Origin of the sequence: Corynebacterium haematomassiliense (genome assembly GCF_013978595.1) — a bacterium.
Classification (GTDB): Bacteria; Actinomycetota; Actinomycetes; order Mycobacteriales; family Mycobacteriaceae; genus Corynebacterium; species Corynebacterium lehmanniae.
In genome coordinates, this window is the sequence record NZ_JACDTZ010000001.1 from 165,719 (window position 1) to 182,618 (window position 16,900).

Consider the following 16,900-nt stretch of genomic DNA (forward strand, 5'->3'; position numbering starts at 1 on the left):
GTTTGAAAGTGATGAACTCAATCTAACAACGCGTCCGACACGGCCATCCCGGAATTAGCACACCCGTTCGAAAGTGGGCTAATTTAACACTTCAAACGTGTCTTCGGGCGAGATCCACAGGGCGCCGAGAGGCATCGAAGTATCGGAAGGGAAGCCGATGGCGTCCTTGTCTTTCAGAATGCTGACCCTTTCTCCAACGCGGCCTTCCCACTCAATGTTTTTCTCCACTGGGCCGTGCGGCCACAGCTCGCGGCTGCCCAACGCGACATACTGAATTTCCTTTGTATCGGTGCCGCCGCCGACAAACCCTGTCACAGTCATGGGCTGATCCAGCCAGAGTAAGAAGTACTCGCTCTGCGGATCCTGGCCGTTGGGCATGTCCAGGCCACGCGGTGCCATAAGCTCTTCACCGGTTTTGCGCACCACGTTGCCCACGAACTCGATCTCATTTGAAGAAGCAGTTTGTGGTTCACCCCTGCTCGCACTCTCGCCTGATGGTGGAAGCACCGTGAGGTTGCCGTCGTGAAGCGGCTGCGGGTTGCTCACCGGAATCCAGTCGATGAGCAGGTGATCCGGCAGGTGGCTATCGCTAGGGAAGGTCTCCTTTGCGCCTCCGCTTAGCGACGTGCCGTGCAACGTAAACAGCTCAGAAACGGATTCCTTGCCCAGCGACGAACCACTGATCTGGTACACGCCCCTGCCACCCGCGGACGCCAACACCGTCAACCGGCCACCACCGTTACCGGGCGCACCCATCATGAGTACGTCTGTGGACGCGCGCGCCTTGCCATCCTCGCCGATGGTGAACACGATCACCGGTGTGGTGTCGCTGCCACCGACCGCGAGCAGGAGTTCGGGCGTGCCGCCGCCGGTGGCCTCCACAAGCGCGTACTCGTAGGTGCCGTCGGGGGTGTACTGCGCCGCGGCGTTCACGGGGTAGTCGCCGGGATGGGAGAGGACCCATTCGTACTCGGTGCGCCAATCGGTGGCGTCCTCAGCCTCAGCCGCAGCCTCCCCGCCAGTCTCCGCAAGCTCCGCAGACTCCACCACCGAACCCGAATCCGGATCCACCCACTGCGTGGACGTGACCACCACGGTTTCGCGCTCGCCACCTCCAGCGCAACCCGAAACCACCCCGACAGAACCGACTACAACAAGCGCGAGCGCGCGACGAAAACGCATGCACCCACTCTAACCGTCGGGCACAGGAAACTCGCGGCTATTTCCCAAGCTCTTTGCGGCGCTTCGCCGCGAGCTTCAGCCGCTCGGCGCGATCCGTGCGTTCCTTCTCCAGCAGTTCCTCGAGGATCTCGTCCTCCTCGTCGGAGATGTCGAAGACGGCGTACCAAGCGACCTCGAGAATGCCCATCACCGGCCACACCACCCAGGCGTAGTCCAGGTCGAGCCCGATCTGGAGCACGAAAAATACCGCCAGGCCGCCGATCAACGTGGTGTAGATCGCGGTGTCTAACTTCCGCTTCGCGGCGAGCTTTTCTTCCAGTTCAACCTCAGACGGCTCGCGTTTTTCTAATGTGGCGGGCTCGGCCGGAAGGTCGTCGAAAAGCGCCGAAAGCTCCCCGCGCGTGCGCGCAATTGCCGCCTGACCTGTGCGTTCCTCGAACTCGCCGACGTCGAGGTACCCGTCTGCGAACAGCGTGCCCAGCCGGTCCAGCGCGTCTGAACGTTCGGCGTCGCCCACGCGGATTTCGTCCATCATCGCTCCCAACTTGCGCTTGCCCCTGCGGCAAGCTGTTCAATCGCAGTCATGGCAGATGGTAACGAGTACACGATTGGCGAAGCCGCGGAGGCCCTCGGCGTATCCACGAAGGCGCTGCGCCACTGGGAAGCGCTCGGCCTCATCGCACCCGCGCGCACGTGGGCCGACCACCGCGTCTACAGCGAGGCCGACCTCGAGCGCGGCGCGGCCATCGCGCTCTACCGCGGCGTCGGCGTGCCGCTTGCACAGATCGCCAAGCTTCTCGACGCCTCCGGGGACGCCCTCACCCGCGCCCTCAAGCACCACCAGGAAGCACTCGCTTCTCGACGGCGCACGCTCGACGCCCAGCTCGCATCTGTCCAGCACCTCATTGATAACGCAACGAAAGGATCCATTGACATGGACGCAATGAAGAAGTATCTCGGCGAGGATATGCCCGCCTACCAGGAAGAAGCCGAGCAGCGCTGGGGTGATACCCCGGAGTGGGCGCAGTCCCAGGAGAAGCTCGCGCAGATGGGTGAAGGCGACTTCAAGCGCCTGCAGGAAGAGCAGGACGCGCTCGCCGCGGACTTGGTCAACGCACGCGATTCCGGCGTGGAACCCGGCTCACAGGAAGCCGAAGCGCTGGTGGAGCGGCATCGCGCCAGCATCGCCCAGTGGTACGACGTCACCCCGGCGCGCCAACTCATCCTCGCGCGCATGTACGTTGGCGACCCCCGCTTCCACGAGGCGTACAACGGCGCGCAGGATTACCTGCTCGAGCTGGTCACCGCCCACGCGGCGGCTGAAGGTGTGGACGTGGACAACCCGCAGTGGGGCTAGCCACACCCCACTTGTCCTCCCTACACGGGGCAGACCACGGGCACACCGGCGTCGTCTAGGACGCGGGCGCGGAAGCCGTACACGTCTTCGAGCAGGTCGGGAGTGAGCACCGCATGGGGTGTGTCTTGGCCGACGAGGCGGCCGGCCTTGAGCACGAGTAGCTCGTCGCAGTAGCGGGCGGCGAGGTTGAGGTCGTGGATGGCCACCAGCGCCACCCGGTCGGTCCCGCGGACCTCGTCGCAGATGAGCTGGAGCAGTTCGACTTGGTGGCGTAGGTCGAGGGCGGACGTGGGTTCGTCGAGAAGCATGACGCTCGGCTCGCGCACCAGCATCTGCGCAACAGCGACGAGCTGGCGCTGACCACCCGACATGTCCGAGACCAGCCGGTCGGACAGATGCGTGATACCCAAACGGTGCATGACATCGGCGGTGCGCTCCAGCGGATCCCACCCGTCGACGCCGCGGCGGCGGGCGGAGACCATGACCGATTCGAACGCGGTCAGCGTGGCGCTGCTCAACAGGTCCTGCGGCACATAGCCGATCGCCTCCACGCGGTCCCTGCCGGTGAGCTCCGTGCCGCCCTTGCTGATGGTCACCGACCCCGCCGTCGGCTTTTTAATCCCGGCGATGGCTTTGACCAGCGTCGACTTGCCGGCGGCATTGGGGCCGATCAGGCCGACGACCGTCCCGCCCTCGAGCGGGCCGAACGACAACGAGTGCACGATGGTGGACCGTCCGTAGGAAACGGAGAGGTTCTGCGCGCTAACAGTCATGGTTTTAGGCCCCCTTCCGGCGGGCACGGGTGAAGATGAGGAACACGAAAAACGGCACGCCGACCAGCGAGGTGATGATGCCGATCGGGATGGCCAGGCCGGGGATGATAGACAGCGACACGGCATAGGCCAAGCTCAGCAGCATCGCGCCCGCGGCGGCCGCGGCGGGGAGGAAAAACTTTTGGTCCTCGCCCACGAGCATGCGCGCCACGTGGGGCCCGACGAGCCCGATGAACCCGATGATGCCGGTAAACGCCACAGACGCGGCCGCCAAAAACGATGCGACGAGCAGGGTGGCAAGGCGCAGGCGTTTGACGTCGATGCCGAGGGCGGCGGCGCGGTCGTCGCCAAGCCGCAGCGCGGTCAGGCGCCACGCGTTGGCCACGCAGAACGGGATCGCCGCGGCGAGGACGACCGCGAGGATGATGTTCGCTGTCCAGTTTGCGCGCTGCATCGACCCCATGGTCCAGAAGACGATCTGCTGTAGTGCCTCGACGTTGGCGCCGTACTGCAGCAGCGACAGCAAGGCCTGGAAGAAGAAGGACAGTGCGATGCCGAGCAGGATCATCGACTCGGCCGTGGCGCCGCGCCACACGGAAGCGCCCGCCACAATCGCCACGGCGATCAGCGCCGCCAGCGCAGCGGTGGCGGCGAGGTTGAACTGCGGGTTGGCCACCAGCGACCAGCCCATCACGATGGACAGCGCGGCGCCGAACGCCGCTGCGGCCGAAATACCGAGGGTGAACGGCTCTGCCAGCGGGTTGTCCAAAATCGTCTGCATCTGGCCGCCCGCAAGCCCCAGCGCGGCACCGCACAGCACCGCCATCACCGCGGCCGGTAGGCGCAGCGTGCGAATCACCACCAGGGTCTGCTCGTCCACCCGCTCCGGGTTGAACACAGCGTGAAACACGTCGGCCACGGCGATGTCGATCGGGCCGACCACAACGGCGAACATAAAGCTCGCCACTACCGCGACCAGCAGGCCGGCAATGGCGAAGGACTTCCTCCGCCCGCGCTTGAGGTAGCTGTCAATCGCGCTCCGGCGGGCGTCCTCGGCCACGTCGGGTTTTGCGGACACGCGCGTGATCATGCCCTACATCGCCTCCGGGTGCGCGGGGTCGGCGAAGAACACGCCGCTGTACTCAAACGGCAGCCACTCCTTGTGGAAGTCCTTGAAGTCCTGCGCCGGGTCCAAGTCCGCGAACTCCTCCGGGTGCAGCCACTTCGCAAACGCCTCGAGGGCGAACACGTTGAAGGGATTGTCGTAGAACTGGTGGTAGATGGCGAAGTAGTTGCCCTCGTTTGGTGCGTCGAGAAGCTCCATGCCCGGCTGCTGCAGCGGGCCCTCGCACGTTTCGAGCACAAGGTCGGGGTTGGACTGGTAGCCCAGCTCGACGTGGCGGAAAGTGCCCGGCTTGTTCGGGTCGCGCGCCCACTCGCCGCCGGTGACGATGAGCTTGTCGGGATTAAGCTCGACCAACTTCTCCGGGGTGAGGGTCTTCGTCTCCGGGCCGAGCACCTCGGGGCCCAAGTTGTGCCCGCCAGCGGCGGTGATCAGCGTGCCCAGATGCACATCCCCGGCGACGGCGCAGCAATCGCTGAACCCGGCGGCTGTCCAAAGCAGCACATCCGGCTTGTCAGCGATCTTTGCCGCCCGGTCAGTGATCTCCTTGACCTTGGCCTGGTAGAACTCGTTGTACTTCTGCGCACGCTCGCTCTGGCCGAGCAGGTCGCCCAGCAGCTGCATGGACACCGTGGTGTTTTCCAGCGGCTTCTGACGGAAATCGATGAACGCGTAGGTGATGCCCGCCGCGTCCAAATCGGAGATGAAGCCGCTTTCTTCCACGGACTTCTTCTGGTCCAGCGTCATGATCACCACGTCCGGCTTCTGCGCCAGCAGGTTCTCAACGGTGACGTCGCCCTTGTCGATCATGCCGATCTCCGGCATGTCCTTCGCCTCTGGCTGCATCTCGAAGAGCTTCTCGCGGAACGCCCCGGCCGCCTTTTCCAAGTCCTGGCCGTAGGCGACGACATTGTCCAGCGGATTGTCCTGCAGCAGGGCAGTGGCGTACGCCGCGCGGCCCTCCGCCAGCACGATGCGCTCCGGCAGTTCGTCGAACTGGAGCGTGCGGCCGGCGGCGTCGGTGACGGTGACCGCGCCCTCAGCGGATCGGGTCTGCGTTCTGGCAGCGGTGCCGCCCGCCTCTGTGCTGACTTCGGCGCTGACCTCAGTGCCGGTTTCGTTGCCGGCAGTGGGGGCCGTCTCGCCGCTCGAGCAGGCGACCAGTCCGCAGACGGTGGCAAGTGAGACGGCGAGGGTGCCGATCCGGTGTGAACGTTTCACTACGTTTCCCTTCGTTAGGTGACGTTAGCCTAAGCTAAATTGCAGGAACTATGGCGACACTAAGGTAAGCCTAAGTTGAGTGTCAACTGTCACGGGGGGAGCAGTGGGGCTAAGCGCTTTTGCCCTTCTTCCCAGACCCAGACTTCCCACCACCGGAGGACCGCTTATCCAGCGACGCCTTCAGCGCGGACATCAGGTCCACCACGTTGTCGTCGTCCTCGGAACCGGAACCGTCCTCCGAACCATCCGAACCGAACGTCGCCTCGGTGTCCAGGGTCTCGCCCTGCTCGAACTTCGCGTCGATGAGTTTGCGCAGCTCGGCCTGGTAGTCGTCTTCGAACTCTTCGGGCGTGAAGTCGGAGGCGTAGGACTCCACGAGCTGCTTGGATAGCTTCAGCTCTTTCTCGCCGATCTTCGCGCGGGACTTGGTGCCTTTGAATTCGTCGTCGAAGTCGAGCTCGCGCACCTCGTCGGCCCACATCAGGCCCTGCAGCACGATGACCTTGTTCACCACCCGCAGCACGCCCAACCTGGTCTTTTGCCGCAGGGCGAAGCGCACCACGGCGATCAGCTCCGAATCCAGCAGGGTCTGCCGCAGCAGCAGGTACGACTTCGGCGTTTTGCCCTCGGGAGCTAGGTAGTAGGACTTCTCCAGCATCAGCGGGTCGATCTGGTCGGCGGGGACGAACTGCACGACTTCGATCTCGTCGTTGTTTGCTTCGGGCAGCGAGTCGAAGTCCTCGTCGGTGAGCACGACCGTGTCGCCGTCCTCCTCAAACGCCTTGTCGATGTGCTTGTACTCCACCTTCTCGCCGCAGACTTCGCAGCGCCGTTCGTAGCGGATCCGCCCGCCGTCCTTGTCGTGGACCTGGTGGAACGACAAGTCGTGGTCCTCGGTCGCCCCGTACGCCTTGACGGGGACGTTGACAAGGCCAAATGTGACGGAACCTGTCCATACTGCGCGCATGCGCCTCACTTTACGCACGCCTCTACAGTGGGGCCATGGCGAACGACCAGAGGGTCCGCGTCGGCGGCCGCGAGCTCACCGTGAGCAACCTGGACAAAGTGCTCTACCCGGCCACCGGCACCACAAAGGCCGATGCCATGCGCTACTACCAGGCGGTCGCCGACGTACTCGTCCCGCAGGTCAGAAGGCGCCCGGTGACCAGGAAGAGGTGGCCCGAAGGCGTCGATAAGCAAAGCTTCTTCCGCAAAGACCTCGAGGATTCGGCGCCCGCGTGGGTGCCCACCGGCACCATCCAGCACACCACGAGCGTCAACGCCTATCCGCTTATCGACGGCTCCGCCACCCTCGCGTGGCTTTCCCAAGTCGCGGCACTCGAGCTGCACACCCCGCAGTGGCGCTTCGGCGCGGACGGCAAACCGCAAAACCCCGACCGGCTGGTGCTGGACCTCGACCCGGGCCCCGGCATCGAATTACACGACACCGCCGAGGTGGCGCTGATGTGCCGCGAGATCCTCGAGGACATGGGGCTGACCTGCGTCCCGGTGACCTCGGGGTCGAAGGGCATCCACCTGTACGCGGGCCTGGACGGCACCAGCGACGCCATTGCTGTGACCAACGTGGCCAAAACCCTCGCGCAGCACCTGCAGCGCGCGCACCCGGACCGCATCACCGCCACCATGGCGAAGGCGGAGCGCACGGGGCGCGTGTTCATCGACTGGAGCCAGAACAACGGGAAGAAAACCACCATCAGCCCGTACTCGCTGCGCGGGAAAGCGCGCCCCACCGTGGCGGCGCCGCGCACGTGGGAGGAGATCGCGGACCCGGCGTTGCGGCAGCTGGAGCTCGACGAGGTCATCGCGCGCGTCGAGGACGGGCTCGACCCCATTGCGGCCCTCGGCGCGCCGGGGGAGGACCGGCTGGCCACGTACCGCGCCATGCGCGACAAAACCAAAACCGGCGAACCGGTGCCCGACGCCGCCCCGGCCCCGCGCGACGGCGAGCCGATCTTCGTCATCGGCGAGCACGACGCCTCCCACCTGCACTGGGATTTCCGCCTGGAGCACGACGGGGTGCTCGTCTCCTGGGCGGTGCCGAAGGGGCCACCGCTGGACACCGACGTCAACCGCCTCGCCGTGCAGACCGAGGACCACCCGATCGAATACGCCGAGTTCGAGGGCACCATCCCGAAGGGCCAGTACGGCGCGGGCACAGTGAAAATCTGGGACATCGGCACCTGCGAGATTGAAAAGTGGCGCGACCGCGAAATCATCGCCGTCCTCCGCGGACGCGACGGCGGCGGTTTGGGCGGCATCCCGCGCCGCTTCGCGCTGATCCGCACAGACGAGAAACACTGGCTGCTCAAGCTCACCCGTGACCAGCCCAGCGCCGCGCCCACCACAACGCCGTTCGCGCCGATGCTGCCCACCGCCGCCACCCGCGGTGAGATCACCCTCGAGCAAAAAGACGGCGCCGAGTTCGCCTACGAGATGAAGTGGGACGGTTACCGCATCCTCGCGGATGTCGGCGACGCGGTCCGCCTGCGCAGCCGCAGCGGCAAGGACTACACGCACCTGTTCCCGCACACGGACGAGCTCGCACAATTGCTTGTCGACGGCGGCCGCGTCGACGGCGAACTCCTCGCCCTCGATACCGACGGAAAACCGGACTTCTCAGCCCTGCACCACGCCGACCAACACGGCACTCGCGACAAAGGGGCCAACCTGCGCTACATGGTCTTCGACGTGCTGCGCCTTGCCGGGCGCGACCTCACCGGCGAGCCCTGGAACGTCCGCCGCGAGCTGCTCGAGCAACTCACCGAGACCGAGCACGTGGTCATCCCGCCCGCCTACACCGGCTCTTTCGACACCGCTTGGCGCGCCGCCGAAGAGCTCGGTCTGGAGGGCGTGGTGGCCAAGCGCACCGACGCCGCCTACGCGCCGGGGGAGCGCTCCCGCGCGTGGCTGAAGGTCAAGCGTGCCCTGCACCAGGAGGTGGTGGTCGTCGGCGTGCGCACGGGCAAGCGCGGCATCGCATCGCTGCTAGTCGCGGTGCCTGACGAGGCGGGCGAGCTGCGCTACGCGGGCCGTGTGGGCACCGGGTTTTCCAACGCCCAGCTCGCAGAGATCGGCCGCACGCTGCGCCGCGTGGAGCGCAAAACCCCGCCCATCGACATCCCCGCCTCCGACGCGAAAGACGCCTGGTGGGTGACCCCGAAGTTCGTCGCCGAGGTGCAGCTCGCGGGCGCCACCACGGATAACAAAGTGCGCCAGGCATCCTGGAGGGGCTGGCGCGAGGACAAGGACCCCGGCCAGGTCCGATGGGAAGTGTGAGGAGGAGACCGTGTCGCCTGAGAACATTCTGTTGCGCCTGCCCGAGGCGGAGGAGCAGGCTGTCCGTGCGATCTACGCCGAGCTCGCCGAGCGCGGCTTTCCGCAGCAGCACCAGCGCCCGCACATCTCCGTCACTTTCGCGCCCGCCATGCACCGCCGCGCCATCGCCGCGGCGAGTGACCTTTTGCCGCCCGTGTTGCCTGCAGCTTTACGACGTTCCGGTGTCGCCATCTTCGGCACCAAGTCCAAACAGACCGTGGCCTGGCTGCTCGAGGCGCCGGAGGATCTCGAGCGCGCGGCCCGTGCCGTCAGCGCCGCGAACCCGGAGGGCCGCGGCGAGCGCTGGATCCCGCACCTGACCATGGGGCTGCGCCTGCCCAAACGCATCGTCCCGGACTACATCGCCGCGCTGCAGGAGGTCACCTCGCCGCACTTCAAGGAGCTCACCGCGCAGCGGGCGGTGTTCTACCAGCCGAGTTTGGGCACTGAATTCGAGTTCTAGTCGTGGACGGGCGCAGCGCCGTCGATAGGCAATTGTGTGCTGGCGAGTGGATTGTCGCTCGCGGCGACGACGACGTTGCCGTAACCGCGGCCGGCGTATGTGACCGCGGTGTGGGCGAAGACCTGCTGTAGCCCGGCAAGCGTGGAGCGGGTGCGCGGCAGGCCGGCCACATCGCCGACGTTGGCCACGAACAACCCGCCTGGCGTGAGCGCGCGGTGCGCGGCCCGGTAGAACTCCACCGTGGTCAGCGGGCGGGGAGTGTCGGGGCCGGCGAAGACGTCGCGCACGATCACGTCCACTGAGCCCGGCGCGAGCGCGTGGGTGAACGCGCGGGCTTCCGCCACCGCGATCTCCACGGGCGGGTCGAACGCCTCGCGCACCAGGCGCGCCAGCCCGCGGTCCAGCTCGACCGCGATGTTGCGGCTGTCCCACCGGTGCTGCACGTAGCTGGGCAGCGCGCAGCCGGCCGCGCCCAAGTGCACCGCGGCAAACGGCTCCGGCAGGTCCGCGGCCTCGATGAAGTCCGCGATCCACTCCATGTAGTCGTAGCTAAGCACCTCCGGCGCGCCGGGCACGACGTACGATGACGGCACCTGGTTGACCTCCAACACGTATGCGCCGTCGCGGTCCGGGTCCGCAACGATGGTGGCGGTGCCGGTGTCGATGGGGTAGGTGCCCTCGATGCGCTTTTTACGTGCGCGCGGTTTGCGACGGCGGGGGTTGGACATGGGAGTATGCATACCTGTTGTGTGGCCGGTATCGCACCCGGAACCGCCGCTGGGGGTAGGCGGGGTTGGTAGAATCGTCATATGGTGTATTTGTCGCAGGACTATATCAGTGAGCTGCCGAAGTCGCACGCCTCGCTTTCAGAGGTCGACTTGAGCCCACTTCCTCGCGACCCCAACGAACTCTTCGCCCAGTGGTTCAAAGATGCGGTGGAACACAACGTGGGAGACCCCACGGCAGTCACTATAGCCACTGTGGACGAGAAATCCCGGCCTGATGCGCGCATCGTCGACATCATTTCTCTCGACGAGAAAGGCTTCCACTTCGGCACCGCGACCCGTACGGCCAAAGTTGAGCAGCTCGAAAAGACTGATTTGGCGTCGCTGGTATTTTGGTGGCAGCCGCTGCGACGGGCGGTGCGCGTGCGTGGCACAACGTCGCGCGATTTCGGCGGAGAGCGGCTCAACGTGTGGTGCGTCAAGCCTTATCATTTCGAGTTCACCTATATCTGGGACGACCGGATGCACTCAGATCGGGTGATTTACAACATCGATGAATTCGGTGAGTGGGAACGCATCCGCATCCAACTCTGAGGCCGCTAAAAGGCTGTCCTAATCGTTCCAGGACTTCGTCTGCGCGAAGAAACACGCGGCGACGGCGCCGGCGGCGATGACGGCGCACGGCAGCCAGATCGAGTTGCCCATCGCCAGCGCGAACGGCTCGTGCAGCGCCTCCGGGAGCGGGCCTGTGGCTTGACCGGTGGCGGCTAAATCGCCCGCGCCCGCCCCGTCGCCAAGCTTTGCGGCGAGCTGCGCCGACATCATCGCCGCGATCGCCGCCGAGCCGATCACCGCGCCGATCTGGCGGGTGGTGTTGTACACGCTCGAGCCGGCGCCGGCCAGGCGCGGGTCCAGGTTGCGGGTGGCGATCATGGACAGCGGGCCCCACATCAGGGAGTTGGCCACGCCGTAGACCACAGCGACGGCGTACATCCAGCGCGGGTCCACTGCCGGGGTGGTGATCAGCGCGGAGGCGCCCATGGACGCCGCCGCCAGGGTCAGGCCGGTGATCGCGAAGGGCTTCGGGTCGTGCGTGTTGGTCAGTTTGCCGACCCACGGCGACAGCAGCCCGGAGATCACGCCCGATGGCAGGACTAGCAGCGCCGCCTCGGTGGGGGTGAAGCCCTGCACCGTCTGCACGTAGATCATCCACGGGATGATGTAGGTGGAGATGGCAAACCCCACCGTGGAGATGGTGGCGCCGGCGAGCGAAAAGTTGCGGTCGCTGAACAGCGCCAACGGCACCAGCGCGCTGTCGCCCTGCCGGGCCTGCCAGCGGAAGAACAGCACCATCGTGGCCGCCCCGAAGAGCACCAGCGCCCACACGCGCCAGTCCCAGTTGAAGTTCTCCGCCTCCTGGATGCCAAAGACCAGGCAGAACATGCTCACGGAGCTCAAACCCACGCCCACCCAGTCGAAGTGCCGGTTCGTCCTCTCCAGGCGCGGCACGTAGATCCACGCCAGGATCAGCCCGAGCACACCGACGGGGACGTTGACGAAGAAGATCCAGGGCCAACCGGAGGCGTCGACAAGCGCACCGCCCAACAGCGGACCCGTCACGGTGGCAAGCCCCGCCGTGGCGCCCCACACACCCATCGCGCCGCCGCGCTCCTTCGGGGAAAACGTGCGGATCATCACCGACATCGTTTGCGGCGTGACCATCGCCCCGCCCAGGCCCTGGAACGCGCGCGCGGCGATCAGCGCGGCAGACGACGTCGCCAAGCCGCATGCAAGCGACGAGGCGGTGAACAGCGCCAGGCCGATCAGGTAGATGCTGCGGGGCCCGAAACGGTCGCCGAGGCGCCCGGTGATGAGCAGCGGCACCGCGTACGCCAAAAGGTACGCGGAGTTGACCCAGATGACCTCGTTATAGGAGGCGCCGAGGCCTTCCGAGATGGCGGGAATCGCCACCGAAACGATGGTGGAATCCACCAAGATCATGAAAAAGCCCAGCATCATCGACCACAAGGCCGGCCACGGAGAACGAGTCGAGGTTTCCTGCACCGGGGAGATGATACTGGGCTTTGCTAAAGGTTCTAGATCGGCAGCATCTGCTGGATCGGCTCCGGCAGCATGTCCCGATACATCGGCAGCGTCACGGCACCGATGGCGCCGACGGTCGCCAGTACGCCCAGGATGATGCCGACGGTGCGCAGGGTGCCCAGCGCCTCGCTGTCCTCGGAGGACATGAACAGCTCCGGCTTGTCGTTGACCAGGTTGTCCTCGGCCTCCATGTCCGCAGTGGTCTCGGAGCCCTGCTTGACCACCGTGACCTCCGGCTCCTCGCGCACCTCGTCCGCGTCGATGCCGTAGACCTTGTCCAGCCCCTTCACGTTGAACTGGGTGGCGGTGTAGCGGCTGTTGTCGGAGGTCTTCCACTGCGAGACGACAATGTCCATGTCGTCCAGGTGCGAGCCCGGCACGATGTAGCCGCCGTAGGGCTGCGACCAGTTCAGCGGGGTCTGCTCGTTGTCCCAGGACCCGTTCCGCGCGATCTTGGCCACGCGCACGTTGTCCCAGTTGCGCCCCAGGGTCTCGGAGATGCGCACCTCGACGTCCTGCGAGTCCTCGTTGAACATGACCAGGACCCAGTGGCCGTCGATGTAGCGCAGGCACATCTCGCCAGCCTTCACGTTGTTCTTCAGGATCGGCTCGGCGTGGTTGGACCAGTCGTCGATCTGGGCGCTGTAGCCCTCCCAGTTGCCCGGTTTGTCAATGTCTTCCGGCTTGAAGCGCCACAGGTACACGGGCGATTCGCGGCCGAACTTGGTGGAGGTGGCGTAGATGTAGCCGTCCGGACCATTGTCCCAGCTGATCAGCTGCGTCATACCGCGCATGTGGTTGCCGGGGGTGGAGCTGATTTCCTTCCAGGTTTTGCCGCCGTCGTCGGACTTCCACACGTTGGAGGAGACGACGGTGCCGAAGGGGGCATGGAACGTGCCGTGCAGGTACAGCGTGCCGTCGACGTTGATCACGTCGGATGGGATCAGGGTGCTGTCGTTGATGCGGTGGTACGAGATCATGTCGCTGACCTCGGAGGTGTTGTCGATGGGGCGGAGGATCTTGATAAAGCCGTCCTCGTCCATCTTGGCCACCACGCCGACGGGGCTCATCCACCCTTGGCCGAAGTTGCCGCGGAAGGAGTCGCCGAAGATCATGGCGAACTCGCCGTTGCCCATCGGCGCCATTGCGCCCAGGTCGCCGGAGCGGAAACCGGTGTGGGCGGAGTATTTGCCCAGCACGTCGTCCATGACCTGGATGGTGGTGCCGTTGGGGAGACGCAGCGGCTTCGACGCGGTCTTCTTCGGCGGCTCCACGGGCACCCAGGGCTTCTTGTCGCGTTTCTTCTTCGCGGGGGTGCCGGAGGAGGAAGACAGGCTGGACACGCTCGACTCTGCGTGGGCCTGGGGCACTGCCACGGCGGACAGTGCGAGGGCGCTAGCCACACCAGCGCTGATGAGGATCTTCGGGGTTGTCTGGGTGCGCATGAGGCTCGCCTTTTCTACAGATGTTGGTTAGACATTTCAGAACCATCGAGCACTCTAGCACCTGAAACGGCGCTGAGGAGGCGTTCGGAAAAGCTCGGAAACGACACGTTGGTTTCCGGGCTGTGACCTGCGTTGCGTCTAGACCGCGTCGGTCTCCTGCGGGTCGTTATCCGCCTCCGCTTTGGTCTCGTGGCGGGTGCCGGGGGCGTGCTCCGGCGGGGCGTAGATGGAGTACAGCTTCGCCGGGGCGTCGGATTCGTTGACGAAGTTGTGCCACTTGCCCGCCGGCACGAATGCGGCCCAGTCGGCCTTAATCACTTCGTCTACTTCGAGGTTGTCCTCGGACGGGCCGATCTGCGCGCGCAGCTCGCCCTCTTCGAGGCGGAGGAACTGGTCGTGGTCGTCGTGGATTTCGGCGCCGATTTCGCCGCCGACCGGGATGGTCATCACGGTCAGCTGCAGGTTCTTGCCGGTCCACAGCGTGTCGCGGAACGCCTCGTTGTCCAGCGTCGCCTTCTCAATGTCCACCACAAACGGGTTCGGTCCCTGGTCGGCCATCATGCCTCCTCGGTTGTCGGAAGTTGTGCACACCTCAGCCTAGGAGCTTTTGCTTATCGACGGTGGCGTCCGCCCCGCCGACGCTTCCTATTTTTCCTCCTGAGCTGGACTTTCTCCACCTCGGTGAGGTAGCCGTCCCGGGTGTTTTGCGCAGCCACGGCGGTCGGCTCCGGCCGCCTCGGGGATTCGGCTTCGGCGGGCTCGTCGACGCGGCCGAACATCTCTGTCGGCGCGGAGAGTTCTTCGGGACGCGCCCCGCCTCCCAGCGAGACGTAGCGGGCCGTGTGCTTCGGCTTGACCTCGTCGACCGGGTCGGTGGCGAAGTCGCGCTCCACGGTCACGGCCCAGCCGCCGCCGGGGAACTCGATGAGCTGCCACGGCTCCGGGCGCCGCTGCGGCGCGGCACTCAAGGCGGGGATCTGCTCGGTGCCCTCGTCTGGGCTGGCAGCGTCGAGGGCGGCCATGCCGTCCAAGACCACCGCGCGCGCCCAGAGTCCGCCGTTGGGGAACTGTGACAGCCACGCGAGCACGGCCTCGCCGTCGGGCTCGGCGATGGCGCCGAGGACTCGGCCGTCGAGGGTGGCCAGCGGAGTGCCGTCGATAGGCACAAGCCCCACGAACCACTGGCCGGGGGAGCGGGCGGAAAGTTCGGCGGCCTCGAATTCGCCGACGGAGGTGTCGATGACCAGCATGTCTCCCGGCAGCAGCACCGCAGCTTCTTCGGGCGCGTTGTTGCGCGGCACCGCGAGCTGCGGCTCCGGCAGGACCACGTGCACGTCGAAACGCCCCGTGTCCTTATTCAGGTTGACCGCGGCCACCGTGGCGGGCTGCAGAAACGACGAGTGGACGCGCTCCACTTCGTCGAAGTGGGCGCGCCACTCGGGCGCGACCTCGCCGAGCACAGGCCCCGGCAGCTCCCCGCCGCTGCGACGGCGCACGCGCCACGAGCGGTTCAGCGGGTTCGCCTCCAACACCACATCGACGTACGTGGTGCCCTTGCGGCCCGCAAAATCGGAGAAGAGGGTGGCCTGCGAGACGTGGTCCACCGGGACTTCCACGCCGGCACCCCACGTGGACGGGGCAAGAGAGTACTGCTTGGCTGCCATGGAGGAAATTGTAGGCAGGAGCTAGCGCAGCTTCTTCACCAGCTGCACCACGCCCAGCACAATGAAACCGACGACAAGGCCCGCCACCAGGGAAACGCCGGTCTCCACCAGCCAGCCCAGCGCGCCGCCGCCGACGGCCTCCTGGCCCATGGCGATGACGTCGTGCGGCCAGTGCCAGCCGAAGACCTCGTCGAAGCCACGGATGAGCAGGTGGCCGCCCACCCACAGCATTGCCACGGTGCCGATGATGCCGATGGCGTTGAGCACGTACGGCATGCCCTTGACCAGCGCGCGGCCGGTCTTCGGGGCGTTGCCGCGCTTGATCATGCCGTGGCCGATGTCGTCGATCTTGACCAAAAGCGCCACTGCACCGTAGACGGCGATGGTGATGAAGATCGCCACCGCGATCAGCACGGCGGCTTCCATCCACACCGACTGATCCTTGACCTCATCGAGGGAGATGAACATGATCTCCGTGGACAGGATCAGGTCCGTGCGGATAGCACTGTTGACCAGCGCGTCTTCGTCCTGGTCGGACTTGTTGGCCGCCTTCTCGGCTTCCTCGTCGTCGTTGGAGGACAGCTTGTGCGCGATCTTCTCCGCACCCTCGAACGCGAGGTAGGAGCCGCCGAGCATGAGAATCGGGGTCAGCGCCCACGGCGCGAACGCGTTGAGCAGCAGCGCGACCGGCAAAATGAAGACCAGCTTGTTGCGCAGCGAACCCTTGGTGATGCGCCAGATCATCGGCAGCTCGCGCGCCGGCGTCACGCCTTCGACGTACTGCGGGGCCACCGCGGCATCGTCGATGACCACGCCGGCGGCCTTCGAAGACGTCTTTGCGGTCATGCCGGCAACGTCGTCGATGCTTGCGGCGGCTTGGCGGGCGATCAGGGCGACGTCGTCGAGCAGGGCGAGTAGGCCACCGGCCATGTGGGGGTTCTCCTCGGGAGGTGGGGAAAAGTAACTTGGCCAGTATACGGAAACAGGTGTAACCGGCCTCGCGGCGTGGGGTAAGGATTGCCTAACCTCTGTTAGGGTGGTGGCATGCAGACATCACAGGCCAACGTGAAAACAGCCCGTCCCGAGCGCTACGGCAAACAGCTCGCTTCCCACTTCAGCAGGAAAGTCGAGGCGTCGTGGGACGAGGATGCCAGCGAGGGTGCGATTACATTCCCCGCGCCAGAAGATGCTGGGGAGGGCACCACGTGCAGCCTCGCTGCGGGGGAGGAGGTGCTGCACATGCGTATCGACGGCACGGCCGACGCGGTCGAGCGCTTCGAGCGCGTCGTCGGCACGCATCTGGTGCGTTTCGGTGCCCGCGACGGTCTGGCCGTGCAGTGGCAACGCGGCGACGGGCCTGGGCAAAGCTTCACAGCCTCCGAGCCGGAGCCGCCCAGCCAATGATGTAATATCTTTGCGACAACTGAATGCCCCACACGGGTGCTGCCGCGCAACAACGCGGTGGCTGAGACGCCGAGGATGTTCGGCGAACCGTAGAACCTGATCCG

17 protein-coding genes are annotated in these 16,900 nt (G+C 65.8%); 5 read left to right on the forward strand and 12 right to left on the reverse strand.

The window, feature by feature from the left end; genetic code table 11:
• Positions 1-78: 78 nt before the first annotated feature.
• Both H0193_RS00845 and H0193_RS00850 read right to left on the reverse strand, forming a co-directional pair.
• Positions 79-1,182, reverse strand: a complete 1,104-nt coding sequence (locus H0193_RS00845) for a hypothetical protein (protein ID WP_181888139.1) — start codon at positions 1,180-1,182, stop codon at positions 79-81.
• A gap of 37 nt (positions 1,183-1,219) precedes the next feature.
• Positions 1,220-1,717 (reverse strand): DUF1707 SHOCT-like domain-containing protein, encoded by a 498-nt coding sequence (locus H0193_RS00850; protein ID WP_236883390.1) that lies wholly within the window; start codon positions 1,715-1,717, stop codon positions 1,220-1,222.
• A gap of 48 nt (positions 1,718-1,765) precedes the next feature.
• Between H0193_RS00850 and H0193_RS00855 the strand changes: the two genes are divergently transcribed.
• Positions 1,766-2,539 carry a MerR family transcriptional regulator gene (locus tag H0193_RS00855; protein WP_181888140.1) on the forward strand — a complete coding sequence of 258 codons (774 nt, stop codon included), beginning with the start codon at positions 1,766-1,768 and terminating at the stop codon, positions 2,537-2,539.
• A gap of 20 nt (positions 2,540-2,559) precedes the next feature.
• On the opposite strand, the gene H0193_RS00860 is transcribed toward H0193_RS00855, so the two are convergent.
• The 4 genes from H0193_RS00860 to ku form a co-directional block, all read right to left on the reverse strand.
• A complete protein-coding gene (locus H0193_RS00860; protein WP_181888141.1) occupies positions 2,560-3,312 on the reverse strand; it encodes an ABC transporter ATP-binding protein in 753 nt (250 codons plus the stop codon).
• A gap of 4 nt (positions 3,313-3,316) precedes the next feature.
• Positions 3,317-4,402 carry a FecCD family ABC transporter permease gene (locus H0193_RS00865; protein WP_181888142.1) on the reverse strand — a complete coding sequence of 362 codons (1,086 nt, stop codon included), beginning with the start codon at positions 4,400-4,402 and terminating at the stop codon, positions 3,317-3,319.
• Positions 4,403-4,405: 3 nt separating this feature from the next.
• Complete coding sequence (locus H0193_RS00870) at positions 4,406-5,656, reverse strand: ABC transporter substrate-binding protein (protein ID WP_338026561.1); 1,251 nt, start codon at positions 5,654-5,656, stop codon at positions 4,406-4,408.
• Between the two features lie 109 nt (positions 5,657-5,765).
• Positions 5,766-6,623, reverse strand: a complete 858-nt coding sequence (gene ku, locus H0193_RS00875; RefSeq protein ID WP_181888143.1) for a non-homologous end joining protein Ku — start codon at positions 6,621-6,623, stop codon at positions 5,766-5,768.
• Between the two features lie 35 nt (positions 6,624-6,658).
• Here ku and H0193_RS00880 point away from each other — a divergent pair, with 35 nt between their 5' ends.
• Entirely contained in the window at positions 6,659-8,953 is a 2,295-nt protein-coding gene (locus tag H0193_RS00880) for an ATP-dependent DNA ligase (RefSeq protein ID WP_181888144.1), read from the forward strand.
• 10 nt (positions 8,954-8,963) lie between these two features.
• Positions 8,964-9,455 carry a 2'-5' RNA ligase family protein gene (locus H0193_RS00885; RefSeq protein ID WP_181888145.1) on the forward strand — a complete coding sequence of 164 codons (492 nt, stop codon included), beginning with the start codon at positions 8,964-8,966 and terminating at the stop codon, positions 9,453-9,455.
• Here the strand turns inward: H0193_RS00885 and H0193_RS00890 are convergent.
• Positions 9,452-10,183 carry a spermidine synthase gene (locus H0193_RS00890; RefSeq protein WP_181888146.1) on the reverse strand — a complete coding sequence of 244 codons (732 nt, stop codon included), beginning with the start codon at positions 10,181-10,183 and terminating at the stop codon, positions 9,452-9,454. The genes H0193_RS00885 and H0193_RS00890 overlap by 4 nt on opposite strands.
• Before the next feature lie 81 nt (positions 10,184-10,264).
• Between H0193_RS00890 and H0193_RS00895 the strand changes: the two genes are divergently transcribed.
• Complete coding sequence (locus H0193_RS00895) at positions 10,265-10,774, forward strand: pyridoxamine 5'-phosphate oxidase family protein (protein ID WP_181888147.1); 510 nt, start codon at positions 10,265-10,267, stop codon at positions 10,772-10,774.
• Between the two features lie 18 nt (positions 10,775-10,792).
• On the opposite strand, the gene H0193_RS00900 is transcribed toward H0193_RS00895, so the two are convergent.
• The 5 genes from H0193_RS00900 to H0193_RS00920 form a co-directional block, all read right to left on the reverse strand.
• Positions 10,793-12,244, reverse strand: a complete 1,452-nt coding sequence (locus H0193_RS00900) for a DHA2 family efflux MFS transporter permease subunit (RefSeq protein WP_338026562.1) — start codon at positions 12,242-12,244, stop codon at positions 10,793-10,795.
• A gap of 32 nt (positions 12,245-12,276) precedes the next feature.
• A complete protein-coding gene (locus tag H0193_RS00905) occupies positions 12,277-13,728 on the reverse strand; it encodes a DUF4185 domain-containing protein (RefSeq protein ID WP_181888148.1) in 1,452 nt (483 codons plus the stop codon).
• A 138-nt stretch (positions 13,729-13,866) separates the two neighbouring features.
• Entirely contained in the window at positions 13,867-14,286 is a 420-nt protein-coding gene (locus H0193_RS00910; RefSeq protein ID WP_181888149.1) for a cupin domain-containing protein, read from the reverse strand.
• Positions 14,287-14,339: 53 nt separating this feature from the next.
• Positions 14,340-15,392: a hypothetical protein gene (locus H0193_RS00915; protein WP_181888150.1), complete on the reverse strand. Its 1,053-nt coding sequence runs from the start codon at positions 15,390-15,392 to the stop codon at positions 14,340-14,342.
• A 21-nt stretch (positions 15,393-15,413) separates the two neighbouring features.
• Positions 15,414-16,322, reverse strand: coding sequence for a DUF808 domain-containing protein (locus H0193_RS00920; RefSeq protein ID WP_181888151.1), 909 nt, complete (start codon positions 16,320-16,322; stop codon positions 15,414-15,416).
• 114 nt (positions 16,323-16,436) lie between these two features.
• Here H0193_RS00920 and H0193_RS00925 point away from each other — a divergent pair, with 114 nt between their 5' ends.
• Positions 16,437-16,796, forward strand: a complete 360-nt coding sequence (locus H0193_RS00925; protein ID WP_181888152.1) for a DUF2218 domain-containing protein — start codon at positions 16,437-16,439, stop codon at positions 16,794-16,796.
• Positions 16,797-16,900: the final 104 nt, after the last annotated feature.

Excerpts from the sequence above, each read along its gene's own strand:
- H0193_RS00845 (WP_181888139.1), bottom strand. The coding sequence starts at position 1,182 with ATGCGTTTTCGTCGCGCGCTCGCGCTTGTTGTAGTCGGTTCTGTCGGG.
- H0193_RS00850 (WP_236883390.1), bottom strand. The coding sequence starts at position 1,717 with ATGATGGACGAAATCCGCGTGGGCGACGCCGAACGTTCAGACGCGCTG.
- H0193_RS00855 (WP_181888140.1), top strand. The coding sequence starts at position 1,766 with ATGGCAGATGGTAACGAGTACACGATTGGCGAAGCCGCGGAGGCCCTC.
- H0193_RS00860 (WP_181888141.1), bottom strand. The coding sequence starts at position 3,312 with ATGACTGTTAGCGCGCAGAACCTCTCCGTTTCCTACGGACGGTCCACC.
- H0193_RS00865 (WP_181888142.1), bottom strand. The coding sequence starts at position 4,402 with ATGATCACGCGCGTGTCCGCAAAACCCGACGTGGCCGAGGACGCCCGC.
- ku (WP_181888143.1), bottom strand. The coding sequence starts at position 6,623 with ATGCGCGCAGTATGGACAGGTTCCGTCACATTTGGCCTTGTCAACGTC.
- H0193_RS00880 (WP_181888144.1), top strand. The coding sequence starts at position 6,659 with ATGGCGAACGACCAGAGGGTCCGCGTCGGCGGCCGCGAGCTCACCGTG.
- H0193_RS00890 (WP_181888146.1), bottom strand. The coding sequence starts at position 10,183 with ATGTCCAACCCCCGCCGTCGCAAACCGCGCGCACGTAAAAAGCGCATC.
- H0193_RS00895 (WP_181888147.1), top strand. The coding sequence starts at position 10,265 with ATGGTGTATTTGTCGCAGGACTATATCAGTGAGCTGCCGAAGTCGCAC.
- H0193_RS00905 (WP_181888148.1), bottom strand. The coding sequence starts at position 13,728 with ATGCGCACCCAGACAACCCCGAAGATCCTCATCAGCGCTGGTGTGGCT.
- H0193_RS00910 (WP_181888149.1), bottom strand. The coding sequence starts at position 14,286 with ATGGCCGACCAGGGACCGAACCCGTTTGTGGTGGACATTGAGAAGGCG.
- H0193_RS00915 (WP_181888150.1), bottom strand. The coding sequence starts at position 15,392 with ATGGCAGCCAAGCAGTACTCTCTTGCCCCGTCCACGTGGGGTGCCGGC.
- H0193_RS00920 (WP_181888151.1), bottom strand. The coding sequence starts at position 16,322 with ATGGCCGGTGGCCTACTCGCCCTGCTCGACGACGTCGCCCTGATCGCC.
- H0193_RS00925 (WP_181888152.1), top strand. The coding sequence starts at position 16,437 with ATGCAGACATCACAGGCCAACGTGAAAACAGCCCGTCCCGAGCGCTAC.